This window comes from Nostocoides sp., assembly GCF_037045025.1.
Lineage (GTDB): Bacteria > Actinomycetota > Actinomycetes > Actinomycetales > Dermatophilaceae > Nostocoides_A.
Window position 1 is genome coordinate 190544 of the sequence record NZ_JBAOHM010000018.1, and the last position, 16860, is coordinate 207403.

Annotated in this window: 14 protein-coding genes; 7 read left to right on the top strand and 7 right to left on the bottom strand. The window is 68.8% G+C overall.

Translation table 11 applies throughout. The features are described 5' to 3' along the window. Positions 1 to 341: 341 nt before the first annotated feature. Both ileS and V9G19_RS26130 read left to right on the top strand, forming a co-directional pair. Positions 342 to 3671 carry an isoleucine--tRNA ligase gene (gene ileS, locus V9G19_RS26125; protein WP_462288308.1) on the top strand — a complete coding sequence of 1110 codons (3330 nt, stop codon included), beginning with the start codon at positions 342 to 344 and terminating at the stop codon, positions 3669 to 3671. Between the two features lie 133 nt (positions 3672 to 3804). Continuing rightward, positions 3805 to 4692, top strand: coding sequence for a hypothetical protein (locus V9G19_RS26130; RefSeq protein ID WP_462288309.1), 888 nt, complete (start codon positions 3805 to 3807; stop codon positions 4690 to 4692). A gap of 265 nt (positions 4693 to 4957) precedes the next feature. On the opposite strand, the gene V9G19_RS26135 is transcribed toward V9G19_RS26130, so the two are convergent. The 3 genes from V9G19_RS26135 to V9G19_RS26145 form a co-directional block, all read right to left on the bottom strand. After that, positions 4958 to 6358 (bottom strand): wax ester/triacylglycerol synthase domain-containing protein, encoded by a 1401-nt coding sequence (locus V9G19_RS26135; RefSeq protein ID WP_462288310.1) that lies wholly within the window; start codon positions 6356 to 6358, stop codon positions 4958 to 4960. Further along, on the bottom strand, positions 6355 to 7497 hold the full coding sequence (locus tag V9G19_RS26140; RefSeq protein ID WP_462288311.1) for an alpha/beta fold hydrolase: 1143 nt from the start codon (positions 7495 to 7497) through the stop codon (positions 6355 to 6357). Before V9G19_RS26140 ends, V9G19_RS26135 begins: the two co-directional genes overlap by 4 nt. 89 nt (positions 7498 to 7586) lie before the next feature. Continuing rightward, the gene (locus V9G19_RS26145; RefSeq protein WP_462288312.1) at positions 7587 to 8360 is read right to left on the bottom strand and encodes a glycerophosphodiester phosphodiesterase; all 774 of its coding nucleotides are present in this window, start codon (positions 8358 to 8360) and stop codon (positions 7587 to 7589) included. 190 nt (positions 8361 to 8550) lie between these two features. Here V9G19_RS26145 and V9G19_RS26150 point away from each other — a divergent pair, with 190 nt between their 5' ends. The 5 genes from V9G19_RS26150 to ndk all read left to right on the top strand — a co-directional run bounded on the left by V9G19_RS26150 (position 8551) and on the right by ndk (position 12265). Further along, positions 8551 to 8859 carry a putative quinol monooxygenase gene (locus V9G19_RS26150; RefSeq protein WP_462288313.1) on the top strand — a complete coding sequence of 103 codons (309 nt, stop codon included), beginning with the start codon at positions 8551 to 8553 and terminating at the stop codon, positions 8857 to 8859. Between the two features lie 81 nt (positions 8860 to 8940). Further along, positions 8941 to 10329: a bifunctional folylpolyglutamate synthase/dihydrofolate synthase gene (locus V9G19_RS26155; RefSeq protein ID WP_462288314.1), complete on the top strand. Its 1389-nt coding sequence runs from the start codon at positions 8941 to 8943 to the stop codon at positions 10327 to 10329. 82 nt (positions 10330 to 10411) lie between these two features. After that, positions 10412 to 11377, top strand: a complete 966-nt coding sequence (locus V9G19_RS26160) for an aldo/keto reductase (protein ID WP_462288315.1) — start codon at positions 10412 to 10414, stop codon at positions 11375 to 11377. A 59-nt stretch (positions 11378 to 11436) separates the two neighbouring features. After that, positions 11437 to 11838, top strand: a complete 402-nt coding sequence (locus V9G19_RS26165) for a DUF4233 domain-containing protein (protein ID WP_462288316.1) — start codon at positions 11437 to 11439, stop codon at positions 11836 to 11838. Between the two features lie 4 nt (positions 11839 to 11842). After that, positions 11843 to 12265: a nucleoside-diphosphate kinase gene (ndk, locus tag V9G19_RS26170; protein ID WP_462288317.1), complete on the top strand. Its 423-nt coding sequence runs from the start codon at positions 11843 to 11845 to the stop codon at positions 12263 to 12265. 87 nt (positions 12266 to 12352) lie between these two features. Here the strand turns inward: ndk and V9G19_RS26175 are convergent, their stop codons facing one another. From V9G19_RS26175 to V9G19_RS26190, 4 genes are all read right to left on the bottom strand, one after another. Then, positions 12353 to 12550, bottom strand: coding sequence for a YbdD/YjiX family protein (locus tag V9G19_RS26175; RefSeq protein WP_462288318.1), 198 nt, complete (start codon positions 12548 to 12550; stop codon positions 12353 to 12355). 4 nt (positions 12551 to 12554) lie between these two features. Beyond that, positions 12555 to 14819, bottom strand: coding sequence for a carbon starvation CstA family protein (locus V9G19_RS26180; protein WP_462288319.1), 2265 nt, complete (start codon positions 14817 to 14819; stop codon positions 12555 to 12557). A gap of 115 nt (positions 14820 to 14934) precedes the next feature. Beyond that, the gene (locus tag V9G19_RS26185) at positions 14935 to 16275 is read right to left on the bottom strand and encodes a hypothetical protein (protein ID WP_462288320.1); all 1341 of its coding nucleotides are present in this window, start codon (positions 16273 to 16275) and stop codon (positions 14935 to 14937) included. After that, positions 16272 to 16802 carry a SigE family RNA polymerase sigma factor gene (locus V9G19_RS26190; protein ID WP_462288492.1) on the bottom strand — a complete coding sequence of 177 codons (531 nt, stop codon included), beginning with the start codon at positions 16800 to 16802 and terminating at the stop codon, positions 16272 to 16274. Before V9G19_RS26190 ends, V9G19_RS26185 begins: the two co-directional genes overlap by 4 nt. Positions 16803 to 16860 lie beyond the last annotated feature (58 nt).

Genomic DNA, 16860 nt, shown 5'->3' on the forward strand with positions numbered 1-16860 from the left:
CGGGCGACCCGGGCTCGGCGGCATACTGCCGAGTGGCCGGCCGCAAATGGCAGGCAGGCGGGCTCGGGCAGCGGCTAAACTGCCGACCACTGGCGTTCGAGCCGTCATCAGCGGCGAGCCTCCGGAAGAACGGCGGGGAGACCCGCTCACTAGACCCGGACGGGAGGGGTCCGTCACAGCCCACGCAGAGCGGTCGTATGCCGCGCGCCCACCCGGGCGGGCAGCCTGCGGCAAGCGAGGTGGTACCGCGGTAGCGGCCCGCACCCGGGCCGGTGTCGTCCTCGTGACCGGACCACAACCGGCCTCACGAGGGCCGGCCGAGCATGGAGCACCGCATACCGATGGCTTATCCGAAGGCGAGCACCACCGGCGCCGGCGCCGTCCCGTCCAGCCCGCGCTTCCCGGCGATCGAGGAAGCCGTCCTCACCTATTGGGACTCCGACGCCACCTTCAAGGCGAGCATCGACAACCGCCCGGCCGGAGAGAACGGCGCCAACGAGTTCGTCTTCTACGACGGGCCCCCGTTCGCCAACGGGCTGCCGCACTATGGGCACCTGTTGACCGGATATGTCAAGGACATCGTCCCGCGCTATCAGACGATGCGTGGCCGGCGCGTCGAGCGGCGCTTCGGCTGGGACACCCACGGTCTGCCCGCCGAGCTGGAGGCAATGAGCCAGCTCGGGATCAAGACCAAGGAGGAGATCCTCGAGCTCGGCATCGAGGCGTTCAACGCCAAGTGCCGCGAGTCGGTGATGAAGTACACCCGCGAGTGGCGCGACTATGTCACCCGCCAGGCTCGCTGGGTCGACTTCGACAACGACTACAAGACGCTCAACGCGACGTTCATGGAGTCGGTGCTATGGGCCTTTAAGTCGCTCTACGACAAGGGATTGGTCTATGAGGGTTTCCGGATCCTGCCCTATTGCTGGAACGACCAGACCCCGCTGTCCAACCACGAGCTGCGGATGGACGACGAGGTCTACAAGATCCGCAAGGACCCGGCGGTCACCGTCGGCTTCCGCCTCACGACCGGCCCGTATGCCGGTGCCCTCGCCCTGATCTGGACCACGACGCCGTGGACCCTCCCCTCGAACATGGGCGTCGCTGTCGGCCCGGACATCGAGTACGTCGTGGTGGAGTCGTCCGCGACCGGTCGGACCGAGCGCTACCTGCTCGCGCAGTCGCGTGTGGCGGCATACGCCAATGACCTCTGGCCGGGCAAGGACGACGACGCAAAGGCGACGCGGAAGGACCCGTCAGCGCGGATCGTGGCGCGGCTGAAGGGAGCCGAGCTGGTCGGCTCGACCTACACCCCGCCGTTCGGCTACTACCAGGGGCATCCGCGCGCCCATCAGGTGCTCCCGGCGCACTTCGTGACGACCGAGGACGGCACCGGGATCGTCCACATGTCGCCGGGCTTCGGCGAGGACGACAAGGCCACTTTGGACGCGGCGGGGGTGGAAACCGTTGTCCCCGTGGGGCCGGACGGGCGGTTCACGTTCCCGGTGATCGATTATGAGGGCCTGCATGTCTTCGACGGCAACCCGCTGATCGCCGATCACCTGAAGAACCGGACGTGGGCCGACGCCACCGGCGAGCACGCCGACTCCGGCGGCGTCACCGCCGGCACCGTGCTGTTGCGCCGCGAGACCTATGAGCACTCCTATCCGCACTGCTGGCGCTGCAAGCAGCCGCTGCTCTATATGGCGGTGTCGTCGTGGTTCGTCGAGGTGACAAAGTTCAAGCAGCGGATGATCGAGCTCAACCAGGAGATCGCCTGGACTCCCGACAACGTCAAGGACGGCCAGTTCGGCAAGTGGCTGGAGAACGCCCGAGATTGGTCGATCTCGCGGAATCGCTTCTGGGGCAGCCCGATCCCTGTGTGGCGCTCGGACGATCCGAAGTTCCCGCGGATCGACGTCTACGGCTCGTTCGCGGAGCTGGAGCGCGACTTCGGGCAGCTGCCGCACAATGAGAAGGGCGAGCCTGACCTGCACCGCCCGTTCATCGACCGGCTCACCCGGCCCAACCCCGACGACCCGAGCGGCAATGCGACGATGCGCCGGGTCGAGGATGTCCTCGACGTCTGGTTCGACTCCGGCTCAATGAGTTTCGCGCAAGTGCACTATCCCTTTGAGCACCGCGAGGGGTTCGAGCACCACTTCCCGGGCGACTTCATCGTCGAATACATCGGCCAGACGCGCGGCTGGTTCTACACCCTGCACATCCTCGCGACCGCGCTCTTCGACCGGCCGGCGTTCCAGTCGTGCATCAGCCACGGCATCGTGCTCGGCGACGACGGCCAGAAGATGAGCAAGTCGCTGAAGAACTATCCCGACGTCACCGAGGTCTTCGACCGCGACGGCGCCGACGCGATGCGCTGGTTCCTGATGGCCAGCCCAATCTTGCGCGGCGCCAACCTGATCGTCACCGAGGGTGGCATCCGGGCCGCGGTGCGCCAGGCGATGATCCCGCTGTGGAATTCGTGGTACTTCTTCGCGCTCTACGCGAACGCCGCAGGCTATGACGCGACGTGGCGCACCGACTCCCGCGACGGCCTCGACCGCTACATTCTCGCCAAGCTGCGCGAGTACGTGGTGGAGTCCCAGGCCGCGCAGGACGCCTACGACATCCCGCGCGCCTGCGAGCTGACCCGATCCTTCCTCGACGTCCTCAGCAACTGGTACATCCGCCGCTCGCGCGACCGCTTCTGGGCGGCTGACGGGCAGGTCTCGGACGCCAGCCGGGATGCGTTCGACACCCTCTACACCGTGCTCGAGACCGTATGCCGCGTCGCCGCCCCGCTGCTCCCGCTCGTCACCGAGGAGGTTTGGCGTGGGCTCACCGGCGGCCGCTCGGTGCACCTGACCGACTGGCCGGATGCCGAGTGCCTGCCGGCCGACCACGCGCTCGTCGCCGCGATGGATCAGCTGCAGACGATCTGCTCGATCGGCTCGTCGCTGCGCAAGGCCGAGGGGCTGCGGACCCGGTTGCCGTTGTCGGTGTTGACCGTCGTCTCGCCGGATTCGGCTGCGCTGCAGCCGTTCTCGGCGACGGTCGCCGACGAGCTCAACGTCAAGTCGGTGGTCCTGCGCGACGTGACCGAGGCGCATGAGTCCGACTTCGGGATCTCCCAGAAGCTGACCGTCAACGCCCGCGCCGCCGGCCCGCGGCTGGGGCGAGAGGTGCAGACCGCGATCAAGGGCTCCAAGTCCGGCGACTGGTCGGTCGCCGAGGACGGCACCGTGACGGCCGGCGGGCTCGTCCTCGTCGAGGGGGAATACACCCTCGAGACCGTCGTCGACCAGTCCGGTGACGGCTCGATCGCCACCGGGCTGCTGCCCGGGGGTGGGTTCGTCGTGCTCGACACCACCGTGACGCCCGAGCTGGAGCTGGAGGGGGTGGCGCGCGATCTCATCCGAGCCGTCCAGGGCGCCCGCCGCGACGCGGGTCTCGATGTCTCGGACCGGATCTCGCTTTCTCTTGCGGGCGCCGAGCAAGTCCACCGGGCGGTGGCCGGCCATCGCGACCTGCTCACCGGCGAGACGCTCGCCACCCACCTGGAGCTCTCGCCCGACCTCGATGCCCTCGCGCCGGGCGACGGCGTGATCGCCGCAACCGTCGGCGAGCGCTTCCCGGTCCGGATCAAGGTGGCCAGGGCCGGTTCTTAGCTAAGGGTCTAAGCGGCTATCGCTAGCGTCGGCGAACCAGGACGGCATCTCCGCCCGGGGTGGGGAGAATTCTCTACCGATGGTCTCCCCCTCGGGGCGATGGGTGGCGTTCACGTCTCATTCCCCGGTTCTGATGGCGAAGAATGCCCGTGCGAGTCTGGTCGTCAAGGATCTGACCAGCGGTGCGGTGCGCCGGCTGGAGCCGACGCCGCAGCAGTCCCCGCCGGGGGCGACCCGCCCGTTCGAGGGCGGCGCGTGGGACTGGAGTGCGGACGGGAAATGGCTGCTGGTTTCTGGGGGGTGGCCGGGGCCGGGGTATGACCCGTCGTTCTGGCGGGTGGAGTGGCCCTCGGGGCGGTTCCACAAGCTGCCGATCCACGGGGACGTGATCGATGTGAACGAGATCAGCGCGGACGGTTCCGTGGTGACCGGCTCGGAGTCCACGGGCTCGGCTGGTCAGGTCCCGTTCGTGCTGGACGTGGCCACCGGGAAACGGCGGTTCATCCCCAAGCCGCCGGGGGTGGACCCGACCATCGGTATCGGCAATGATCAGGTGTACCTGTCCGGGGACGGCCGGCATGTGGTGACGTCGTGGAAGATCAACGATGAGGATATCGACCGAGTGGTGCAGCTCTCGCGGGTCTCGGATCTGAAGGTGGAGCAGATCCTGACCCAGCGCAACACCGGGTTGACCGCGCTGGCCGGGGCGGTTGGGGTGAACTATGACGGCTCAGTCCTGCTGCTGGGTTGTATGCGCCGCCCGCCCGCGCCGTATTTCATCCCGGCCGACCTCTATCGCTACAACCGGCTGACCCGGGGACAGACCCGGATCACGGTCACCAGCAAGGGGGTGCCCTTGAACTCCTCGATCGACCGGATCCGCGGCAGCGCCGACCAGCGCACCGTCTTGATCGGGACCTACGCGAACAATCTGGTCAAGGGCGACGCCCCGGTTGGCGAGTGGCTTCCCATCCGGGCCAACGATGTCTTTACCGTCGAGATCGACCCGCTCCAGCATTAGACTCACGCCAGGAGTTGCGGCTCATCGTGTAGGCGTTCGGGTCGCGCAGCCGCGTCCCGGTGACCGCGGCGACGTCAGGGTGCGCGGCCAGTTCGCTTCGGATGCTCTCGGAGCGGTCCGGACCGGACCGCGCTGCGCCGCCCAAGGCGAGAGCGACCAGCACGGTTGCGATCGCGGGCGACAGTCGCCGCCACTGCGCGCCGGTGGGTTTCACGCCCCGAGCGCTAGGACAAATAAGCGCCGGCCGCGCGCCATCACCCGAGAGCTATCCTCCCCCGGCGCCCACGTGGGCGACCAGGGCGTCCAGTTCCGCGCGCACCAGTGTCATCAGCACCTCCGGGTTGGGCAGCGGCTGGCGCAGGCTGGTGACGCCGAACTCGACGAGCTGGTCATAGACGACCGCGTGGACGAAGACTTGCTGCGGGGGCAGGACGAAGGTGCGGCCATAGATGTGCGCCAGCTTGGTCCCGGCGAAATAGCGGGGCCCGTCACCGGGGATCGTCAAGCTCGCGAAGGTCAGGTTGACCAGCGGCGGCAAGAAGCTCATCGCCGGGTTGCCGAGGGCGATCGTCACCGGCGCCACGAGCCCGGGGTGGACCAGCTGGCTGAACGCGCTCACCGCGTCCGTGCTCGTCTTGGCTTCCTGATATGCCGCCCGGCGCTTGTTGTTGAGCCGGTGCACCATCTCCAGGCGCTCGGCTCGGTCGGCGACCTCGACGGGCAGGTCGATGAGCATGACCGAGAACGCGTTGTCCCCTTCCGAACGCCCGGGCACCAGGGTGGGGGTGGCGACGCGCAGCGGACGGTCGGGCAGGGCGTGGTTGCGCTCGAGATAGCTGCGCAGCGCCCCGGTGAGCAGGGTGAGCAGGACATCGCCGGTGCTCAGGTCGGGCCTGACCTGCCGCACCGCCTCGACGTCGGCCCGCGGCAACGAGATCGCCGCGAGCGTCTTGGCGGGTTTGCCCGCGCGCTGCTCGAAGGGTGTGCGTGGGGGCGTCCGCGGGCGCGAGTCGGCTGGCCGTTCGCTGACCTGTGGCCGGGGATGAGCGCCGCGGATCAGCCGGGCCGTCTGTCCGGTCATCCCCTTGACCGCCGAAATCATCTCGGGGACGGCCTGGGCCAGCATTTCGCTCATCGTCGGCGGCGTCTCGCCCGGCAACTGCTCCGGCTGTCGCGCCGGGTCGACCGCGACCGGCCGGGTGTCGAAGAACGCGTCGTAGACGGACAGCCCGCCGAGCCCGTCGACAAGTGCCTGGTGGGCGCGGATCAGCAGCACGGTGCGCGATTGGGCGGCGGATTCGGCATACCAGGCCCGCCAAAGCGGCCGGCGCCGGTCAAGGGGGGTGGCGCTGAGCCGCACGGACAGATCGAGCAACGAGCGCAGGTCGCCCGGCGGGGGCACGATCGCCCGGGTCAGGTGATGGTCGAGGTCGACGTCCTCGACCTGCATCCACTGTTCCATACCCCACCCATAAGAGGTCTGGGCGAGTTGGCGGCGCAACAGCGGGGTCTGCGCCACTCGCTGGGCGATCGCCGCCTGAACCGTCTCGAACGGCAGCGGTCCGTCCGCGGTGGGCTCGAGGATATAGATGCCCATCGTGTCCATCGGATAGTCCTGCTGCTCGATCCGCAAGAAGACCCGCTGAATCGGGTTGAGGCGCCTCATCGGCGGCCTTCTCGGGGCTCGTCCGCTGGCCGTCCGCCGGAGCGATACCAGTTGATGATCAGCCGGTAGCGCACCCGCTGCACCAGGCCGAAAAGGTGCGGGTTGACGACCTCGGGATGCTCCAACGAGACCAGATGGCCGCCGCGGGGCACGACCGAGAACAGCGCCTTGGGCAAGCCCCGGGCGATCGCCTCGCTGTGCTCGACCTGCAAAATGACATCGCGATCGCCAGTGACGACCGCCGCCTCCGCGTGCTGCAGGTTCGCCAACGCCTCGGTGACATCGTGGCTGCCGAACAGCCGCAGCAGGTCACCGATCGACGTCTCGATCTTGGCTTCACCGATCATCTCGGCGGTGAACTGCAACAGCTCGGGGGAGACCGCGCTGGCGAAGGCGATCTCGCGCACCGCCTCGGACTCCAGGGCGCCGATCAGGCCGCGGAAGCGGGTGACACCCGCGCGCAGCCCCGGGTTCTTCAGGCCGCGGTCGATCCGCGAGGGCGCGACCTTCCACAACGCGCCGCCGAAGCGGCGCAGCCCGATGTCGTAGTCGACCATATTGGCGCTCGTCGCGATCAGCCCGACGCCGGCGACCCGCTCCTTGACCAGCTCCGGATGCCTGCGGGCCAGGCCGAGCAGCGTCATCCCGCCGAGCGAATGGCCGATCAACACCAGCGGCCCGGGCGTCTCGATCGACTCGATGACCCGGCGCAGGTCCTCGACGAGCAGATCGATGGTGATCGGCTGCTCACCGACCGGGCTCTTGCCGTGCCCGCGGGCGTCGTAGTAGAGCGCCCGGACCCGGCCCCGGAAGGCGATCCGCTGGTAGTGCCAGTAGTGGAGGTTCTCCAGATAGCCGTGCAGGAAGACCAACGTGAGATCCTGCTCGACCGGGCCCTCGGGCGGGTCCGTGGACACATAGAGGTGGAGGCCGTCGACGGTCTCGACCGTGCTCTCGACGCCGAGCAGCGACCCGAGCGGAATGTCCGGGCCGATGCGCTCCTGCCACACCCGAACCGGCGCCACCGGCAGCCCCTGCAAGGCGGTCCCCAGCGGTTTGGCGACGCCGGCAACGCCCGAGCGCACGAGCGCCGGCACGCCCCGCATGCCGATGCGGGCCAGTCCGCTGACGGTTCCCATGCCTTCTCCTTCGCCGGCCAGGCGTGCGCAGGTCCTGCGGGCATCGTGGCCCATCCAGGCACCATTGTCTCCCCGGGTCCGCGATGCGTTCAGGCCCGGGCGCCCTCACCCATCGGATGCCAGAGACCTCGCGACAGGAAGACCTCGCGCAACAGGTCGGGTCGGTCGCTGATGATCCCATCCACGCCGGCGTCGAGCAGCCGGTGCATCGTCGGCGGATCGTCCACGGTCCAGACGATCACCTTGATCCCGTGCGCGTGCGCTCCTGGGACGAGCCGATCGGCAAAGACCGGCAGCCGTCCCAGCCGCACCGGCACATGGGCGTAGGCCGCGCGCCGCACCCACTGCGGCACCCGCACCCGGGCTCGAGAGCACCCGACCAGGGTGGTCAGCGTCCGCCAGCCGAGGGCCGTGTGGACGTCCGGGGCGAGCTCGCGAAGCCGGGCCAGCTGCCCGTCCCAGGCGCCGGCCGCGCACACGCGGCGGGCAACGGCGGGATCGCGGATCACTGCCGCGAGCGCGTCGACCGCTGCCGGTTCCTTGACGTCGATCGTGAACCGCGTCCGCGGGAAGGCGGCCAGAGCCTCGGCAAGCGTGCATATCGGCTCGCCCCCCACGCGAACCGCCCGCAATTCCTCGGCCGTATGCCGTCCCACCGGTCCCCGGCCGTCGCTCACCCGGTCGATGGTGGCATCGTGAAAGCAGACCAGCTGCTCGTCCCGCGTCAGCCGCACGTCGGTTTCGAGATAGCGCAGGCCAAGGGCCACGGCACGGCCGAACGCGGCGAGCGTGTTCTCCGGTGCCAAGGCGGCGCCGCCGCGGTGCGCGATGGCGATCGGTCCGCTGTGGGTGGCATAGGCCATGACACCAGAATGGTTGGCGCCGAAGGTGCTTCCGACGATCCCGCGGGTTTTCGAAGGAGAGTTCACCCGATCGCCGCGCGGTGGAATCCAAAGTTCACCGGCAGGCCGCGTGGGGCGCGCGGGAGGGGTCGCTGGGACCGCCCCAGGGTGAGGGGTCGCGCGCGGGGGCCCAACGGCATACGGTGACTCCGTGAGCGAAACCACCGGACCCATCGCCCTGATCGCCGAATTCACCACGAGCGAGGAGAACCTCGAGACCGTGCGGGGACTGATCGTCGCCTACGGCGAGACCGTTCGCGCCGAGCCGGGCAACCGAGCCTTCCAGGTCTACAACCACGTCGCCGAGCCGACGAAGTTCTGGGTGCACGAGATCTATGCCGACCAGGCCGCTTTCGAGGCGCACATCGGCGACCCGGCGGGTAAGGAGTTCAACGGCAAGCTCGTCCCATTGATCAACGAGCCCGAGTCGGTGCTGACCTTCCTCACGCCGGCCAACTGAGTCGGTCGCGGGCTCTGCCGGGAAGACCGGGCCACTGACGTGAGGGGACTGGCTGAGCGGCTGGGCTGAGAGACTGGGGCGGTGAGTCCTGCCCCCGATGCCGCCCAGCGCGAAGCCAACCGTCGCCTCCAGCTGACCAAGCGGATGCGCGCGGTGGACCGGGACATCCTCGCACGCGCACCGGAGCACGACCTGCAGCCGGACCTCGCCCGGATCACGGCCGTCATGGAACTGCTCGGCGACCCGCAACGCAGCTTCCCCGCGATCCACATCACCGGCACCAACGGCAAGACGACGACCGCGCGCCTGATCGCCGGGTTGCTGCAGGGGTTCGGGCTGACGGTCGGCAGGTTCACCTCGCCGCACCTGCACCACATCCGGGAGCGGATTGCGATCGGCGGCGAGCCGGTCAGCGAGGAGCGCTTCCTCGCGGCATACGACGATGTCCTTCCGTTCATCGAGATTGTCGATGCCCGGAGCCTGGCCAGGGGCGGGCCGCGGATGACCTACTTCGAGGTGTTGGTCGCCCTCGCGTATGCCGCCTTTGCCGACGCCCCGGTCGACGTCGCGGTCATCGAGGTGGGCATGGGCGGATCGTGGGATGCCACCAATGTCATCGACGGGCAGGTGGCCGTCGTGACTCCGGTGGCCATGGATCACGCGCACTTCCTCGGCGACACGATCGAGCAGATCGCCACCGAGAAGGCGGGGATCATCAAGGCCGACGCGCTCGCCGTGAGCGGCGTGCAAGAGCCGGAGGTCGCCGAGATCCTGGTGGCACGTGCGGGCGAGGTCGGCGCGCGGGTCGCGTTCGAGGGCAACGACTTCGGGGTGTTGGCGCGCGATGTCGCGGTCGGTGGGCAGCAGCTGACCGTGCGCGGTCTTGCCGGCGATTATCGTGACCTCTTCCTCGCGCTGCACGGAGCGCATCAGGCGCACAACGCGGCGATGGCGCTGGCGGCGACCGAGGCCTTCCTCGGCGGGGGCGAGCAGCCGCTGGACATCGATATCGTGCGCCAGGCCTTCGCCGAGGCCCGATCGCCCGGGCGGCTGGAGATCGTGCGTCGTTCGCCGACGGTGCTTGTCGATGCGGCGCACAATCCCGCGGGGACCCAGGCGCTGGCCACCGCCCTGCGGGAGGAGTTCACGTTCACCAAGCTCGTCGGCGTCATCGCCATCCTGGCCGACAAGGACGCCGTCGCGATGCTGGAGATCCTCGAGCCGGTGCTGGAGGAGGTCGTGATCAGCCGCTCGACGTCGCCGCGGGCCATGGATCCCGACAAACTGGGCGCGATCGCGGTCGAGGTCTTCGGGGAGCATCGCGTGGTCGTCGAGCCCGATCTGCCGACGGCCCTCGACCGGGCCGCCGAACTCGCCGACGAGGGCGGCGTCGGCGGTGGCGTCGTGGCGACGGGGTCGGTCACCACCGCCGCCGACGTGCGGCTGCTGCTCGGCGCTGACGACGCCTGAACCCGCACGACCTCGCCCAGGGCGGCCGGCCAGAGGTCGGGATCCAGGTGCCGACGGCGTGCTACGGCATAGGGTCGAGGGTATGCAGCAGCGACAGCTTGGCGCCGATGGTCCGATGGTCAGCGTGATCGGGCTGGGGTGCAACAACTTCAGCCGGCCTGGCCGCGCCACCGAAACCCTCGCCGGGACCAAGGCGGTCCTGGACGCGGCCATCGATGCCGGCATCACCTTGCTGGACACCGCAGAGATGTATGGCAATCCGCCCACGGGCAGCGAGTCGCTGATGGGCCAGGCGCTGGCCGGTCGCCGCGACCGGGTCTTCCTGGCCACGAAGTTCGGCCACGAGGCGGCCGTCATTCCGGGCGCCGAGAAGTGGGGTCCCCTTGGTGGCGCGACCTATGTCAAGCGCGCCTGTGACGCCTCGCTGCAGCGCCTCCAGACCGACTGGATCGACCTCTATCAGCAGCACACCCCCGACCCGGCGGTGCCGATCGAGGAGACGCTCGGCGCGCTCACCGAACTCGTGACCGCGGGCAAGGTGCGCTTCATCGGGCATTCGAACTTCACCGCCGAGCAGGCCGCCAACGCCGATGCCGCCGCCCGGGAGCACGGGCTGGCCCGGTTCGTATCCGCGCAGAACGAATTCAGCCTGCTGCGCCGCGAGGCCGAGGCGGAACTCTTGCCCGAGTTGGAGCGACTCGGCGTCGGGTTCTTGCCGTTCTTCCCCCTGTTCAGCGGGCTGTTGACCGGGAAGTTCAGCCGGGCCGCCCGGCCCGGCGGCACCCGGTTGACCGACGAGCGGCCTCAGCTGCTGGATGCGGCCGACTGGGACCAGTTGGCGGCATACCAGCGGGTGTGCGACGAAATCGGGGCTCCGATGAGCCAGGTGAGCATCGCCTGGTTGTTGACCCGGCCGGGGTTGAGCAGCGTGATCGCCGGCGCCACCCGCCCGGAGCAGATCGCCGACAATGCCGCCGCCGGACGGTTGGAGCTGACCGGCGAGACGATCGCCGCGATCGACGCCCTGTTCGCGCCCCAACCCACGTGACCGGTGCGCCCGGCCGGTCGGCGGGGGCGAACCCACGGACGCGGCATACCCTAGCTGTCATGCAGCAGACGACGACCTCGCCACCGTCCTGGTTGCGTGGGCCGCTCGGAACGTTCACCTGGCGGATGCTGGCCACGGTCTTGGGCGGTGAGGGGATCTGCGTGGTGCTGGGTGCCTTCTTGGCCCGCTCGGTTGCCGCGACGAATGACTCCGCCACCAGCGATTGGCAACTGGCCGGCGGGCTCATGCTCGGGCTGCTCTGCTTCGTCGCCGCCGGCGGGATGCGCCGCGGCTGGGGATTGCCGCTCGGCTGGGTGGTCCAGGTGCTCGTGCTGCTCAGCGCGATCGTGGTGCCGATGATGCTCGGGGTCGGACTGATCTTCGGTGCCCTGTGGGTGCTCTGCCTGCGCAAGGGCCAGCAGATCGACGCTGTGATTGCCCAGCAGGCATCGCTAGGGTGAGGGAATGGAACGATCGCTGGTCCTCGTCAAGCCCGAAGCGTTCGCCCGCGGGCTGACCGGAGAGGTGCTGCGCCGCATCGAGGCCAAGGGCTATCGGCTGGTGGCGCTGTCCATCCTGACCCCGCCGCGTGAACTGCTCGGACGGCACTATGCCGAGCACGAGGGCAAGCCGTTCTTTGAGTCGCTGATGGCGTTCATGTCCTCCGGCCCGGTGACCGCGATCGTCATCGAGGGCGAGCAGTGCATCGCCGGTTTCCGCTCGCTCGCCGGTGCCACCGACCCGACCAAGGCCGCGCCCGGCAGCATCCGCGGCGACCTCGGCCGCGACTGGGGACAGGGCTCGACTCAGAACGTCGTCCACGGCTCCGACTCGCCCGAGTCCGCCGCCCGCGAGATCGGCTTGTGGTTCCCCGAACTCAGCGGCTGACCTGCCCAGCGGTTACTGCGAAGTAGATCCAGCACAAGGTGCGCTGGTCCGCACGTTGTGCCGGACCTACTCGCGGGTAGCCAGGAGTCAGCAGCAGCGCGACTTCGGGTTGCGCTCCTGCTCGGCATACTTCTGCCGCCAAAAGTCCCGCTCGCTAGGGACCGGCGCGTCGGGATGGGCCCGGCGCAGGTAGTCGACATACCGCTCATAGGCGTCCGCACCGATCACCCCACGCCAGAACCGGCGCAGGTCGCGCCAGTGCTGGGTGAGGATGGTCTCGGGCATGGAGCTAATGATGCGCCCCTTGCGGGCTCGGGTCGAGCCCGGCCTGCTTCCACTCGGCGAGCACGGCCTTTTCCGCGGGTGTTGGCAGGAAGCTGCGCGGGGCGAAGATCCGCGAGGGCACATCCTCCTCCTCGGTCGTGGGCAGGCTGCCGAGCCGCAGCGCCTTGATGCACACGGCGATGGCGGCGAGGACGACGATGATCACCAGAGCGGCATACAGGATCGACATCAGCCCCTGGATGTTCGTGTTGCGGATGACCTTGTCCAAGTCCGCGGGCGTCTTGGTCGTGGCGAGCAGCTTGCCGGCGTCGCGGGCCTTCTCGGCGGCGTTGTTGAGCGCGAAATACCCGATCTTGGGGTCGTCGCTGAAGATCTTTTGATACGACGCCGAGAGGGTGACGATCAGGTCCCAGACCAGCGGGATGCCGGGCACCCAGGCCCACTTGGCCTTGCCCTGTTTGATCAGGATCGTCGTCACGACGGTCAACGCGATCGCCGCGAGCAGCTGGTTGGCGATGCCGAACAGCGGGAAGAGCGTGTAGATCCCGCCGAGCGGGTCGCCCACGCCCATGACGAGGATTGAACCCCACCCGGCGACGACAAGCAGCGAGCACAGCCAGGCGCCGACGCGCCAGCTCGGGTCCTTAAACCGCTGCAGCCCGGGGATGTTCCCGATCGCATCGGAAAACATGAAGCGCGCCACCCGGGTGCCGGCATCGACGGTCGTCAGGATGAACAGCGCCTCGAACATGACCGCGAAGTGATACCAGAACGACTTCAGCGACTCACCGCCGAAGACCTTCATCACCTCGGACATGCCGAACGCCAGCGTGGGCGCGCCGCCGGAGCGGGAGACGATCGACTGCTCGCCGACGCTCTGCGCGGCGGCGGTCAACGTGGCGGCGTCGATCGGCGGGACCGGGCTGCCACCCGGGGTCGTCAACGCCAGTCCGTTGACGAACTCGGCCGCCGTCTGCGGCGTGCCGCCGGTCAGCGTCTTGGCCGCGTTCATCGCGAAGTAGATGTGCTGGTCGATGCTGCAGGCCGCAACCAGGGCCATGATCGCCACGAACGACTCGGTGAGCATCGAGCCGTAGCCGATCATCCGCGCCTGCCCCTCCTTTTCGATCAGCTTGGGCGTCGTCCCGGAGGAGATCAGCGCGTGGAAGCCGGAGAGCGCTCCGCAGGCGATCGTGATGAACAGGAACGGGAACAGCGAGCCGGCGAAGGAGGGCCCGGTGCCGGTGTGGGCGAAGGTGGTCACCGCCGGCATCTTGATGACCGGCATCGAGATGAGGATGCCGAGGGCGAGCAACGCGATCGTGCCGACCTTCATGAACGTCGAGAGATAGTCGCGGGGGGCCAGGAGCAGCCATACGGGCAAGACGGCGGCGCTGAAGCCATAGATAATCAGCGCCCAGGCCAACTGGCTCGGGGTCAGCGTGAAGGTCTCGGCCCAGGAACTCTCGGCGACCCAGCGCCCGGCGATGATCGCGAAGACGAGCAGGAAGACCCCGATGACCGAGACTTCATTAACCGCGCCCGGGCGCAGGTAGCGCAGATAGACGCCCATGAACAGCGCGATCGGGATCGTGCAAGCAATCGAGAAGACGCCCCAGGGGCTCTCGGCGAGCGCGTTGATGACAACGATGCCGAGCACGGCGATGAGGATGAGCATGATCGAGAGGATCCCGAGGATCGCCGCGATCCCGCCCACGGTGCCGAGCTCGTCCTTGGCCATCTGCGCCAGGCTGCGGCCATGGCGGCGGATCGACATATGCATGACCATGTAGTCCTGCACCGCGCCGGCAAAGACGACGCCGACAATGATCCAGATCGTGCCGGGCAGGTAGCCCATCTGTGAGGCGAGCACGGGGCCGACGAGCGGTCCGGCGCCGGCGATGGCCGCGAAGTGGTGGCCATAGAGGATCCGGCGGTCGGTCGGCATGAAGTCCTTGCCGTTCTCGAACTGCTCCGCCGGGGTCGCGCGCGTGTCGCGTGGTTTGAGCACGCGGTATTCGATCAGCCGGGCATAGAACCGGAAGGCGATGATGTAGGTGCACAACGCCGCCACGACGAACCAGACGGCGTTGACATTCTCGCCCCGGACGACGGCGATCATCGCCCAGGCGATGGCGCCGAGCAGGCCGATGGCGCCGAAGACGGCCTTGGTCCGGCCGGTGATGATGTCCGGCTCCACCACGGCGACCGGTGGTCGATCGGGGTCGGTGCGAAGGACCTCGACGTCGCTGCCTAGGTGCGCGCTCATACTCCCGCTCCCTTGCTGAAGAGTTCGTGACTCTGTCACCGTAGGCCCCACTGGGCTCTCCCGTCACCCATCCGGCGCAGGCAGTTGGATAACAGTCCGGCGACGAGTTCGCAGGTCAGCGTTCTCGGGGAGTGCTCTCATAAAGGGAGATTGCCCGTATGCCGCGGGGCAGCGGCGCCTGCTCGCACGATGCAGTCCGCACATCGCAGCGAACCCACCACTGCCACCAGCCGGTTCCAGCCTGGGCGACCGGTTTGACGACTCGGTAGGTGTCGAGGAACCGCTGCTGGGGGAAGACGCCCCAGCTGGCCACCGACTGCTCGCCTACCCGCTGCCGGACCCTGGCGCCGGCCAAGGTCATCGGGTTGCTCGCCATCACGATCGTCGCCTCGGGATTGACGGCGTTGGGGTGCGGTGTCCGGGTGGCGCCGGGCGGGTCGTCGCCACAGGTGATCTCGCGGACGGTGCCGGTTCTCACGTCGAGCAGCTCGAGGCACGAGCCCGGTTCGATCGTGTCCTCCTCCGGTCCGTAGTCCATTTCCCGGTGCACGAGAACGAGACTCGGGTTGGTGGCGAGGACGCGGGCGAGGGGGTCGTCGTGGCCGTAGATGAGCGTGAGCCGATCCTGCTGGGGGGCCCAGAGCTGCACGCCCGCGTCGGTGTTCACCAGGACGCCGCGACTGGTCCAGCCGAGCACCTGACCGCTTTGTAAGCCCATCGAGTGCCGCGCCGTGGGCGGCTCTCCGGGCTGGACGAGATAGAGGAAATCGGGGCCATCCGGAGTGATATTGGGGTCGATCAAGGTGCTGATCGCGTAGGCACCACTGCCGCCGGGGTCCCGTGCGGCGCCGGTGATAAGCCCCCCTTCGAAGGCCGTGCCCCGTGCCGCGCCCACCGCCACCTCCGTGACCGATCCGTCGCCGGCGATATCGAGCAGGGTCCAGTCGCTCGGGGTGGGAGGTGAAGTCATCCGCCGACGCGTCACCAGCAGGTTGGCCTGTTCCGGGTCGAGGATCGCATAGCGCGCACCGGCGTCTGCGCCCAGCGCGGTCCGCTGGCTCCGGGTCACCACGGCGACCTGCCCGTCGAGGCCGACTTCCAAGCGGGGGGTGATGTCGACGGAGGCGCCGACGGGGAGCTCGTCATTCCAGTCCGCCCCGAGATCGTCCAGCGGCGTCCGCTGCGCCATGGGCAGGTGCGTGGTGACCGTCGAGGACGACGTGGCCGCGTGCGGCGCGGTGGCGGGGTCGCTGGCGCGGTGATGGAACAGGGCGGCGGCCCCGAGCGTGCCGCCGGCGACTGCCGCGGTCACGACCACGACGGTCGCGGCCCGCCGGCGTGACCGGCGACGGTGGCCGGCCGCGATTGCCCGCGCCGCCAGGTCGTCGGGCGCAGCAGCATCGCCGGCGTGCTGCGCCAGGCTCGCCTCCAGGGATCGGTCCAGGTCGGTGCTCATTGCGTCACCTCGTTGGGTTGGCCAGGATTGGGAGTCACGTTCTTAGGCAGGGGAATTCGCTCACGAAGGCGAGCCAGACCCCGATGCAACTGGCTCTTGACCGTGCCCACGGAGCAGCCAAGCACGGCGGCAATCTCGGGTTCGGTCAGGCCCTCGTAATACCGCAACACGACCACCGCCCGCTGACGCGGACCGAGGGTGGCCAGGCCGCGAAATACGAGATCTCGGTCCTCGAGGACGCCCTCATCGGGGCCGGCGACGAATCGATCGGGGACATCGGCGGTGGGGCGTTCTCGCCGCGTGGCGGCACGACGCCACACCGAGACGTGCGTGCGGGCGAGGACCGTTCGGGCATACGCCTCCAGCGCGCCCTGGTCGCGGACCCGATCCCAGGACAGGTAGACCTTCGCCAGCGCGGTCTGGAGGAGGTCCTCGGCATCGGCTTGGTTCCCCGTCAGCAGGTATGCCGTGCGCATCAGCACGGCCGAACGCGCACGAACGAAGCCGGTGAACTCCGAATCCCCGATCCATCGCCCTCCTCACGCCGTGTCACTGAGAAGGACGCGGCTTCCCGCCTCAAGGGTT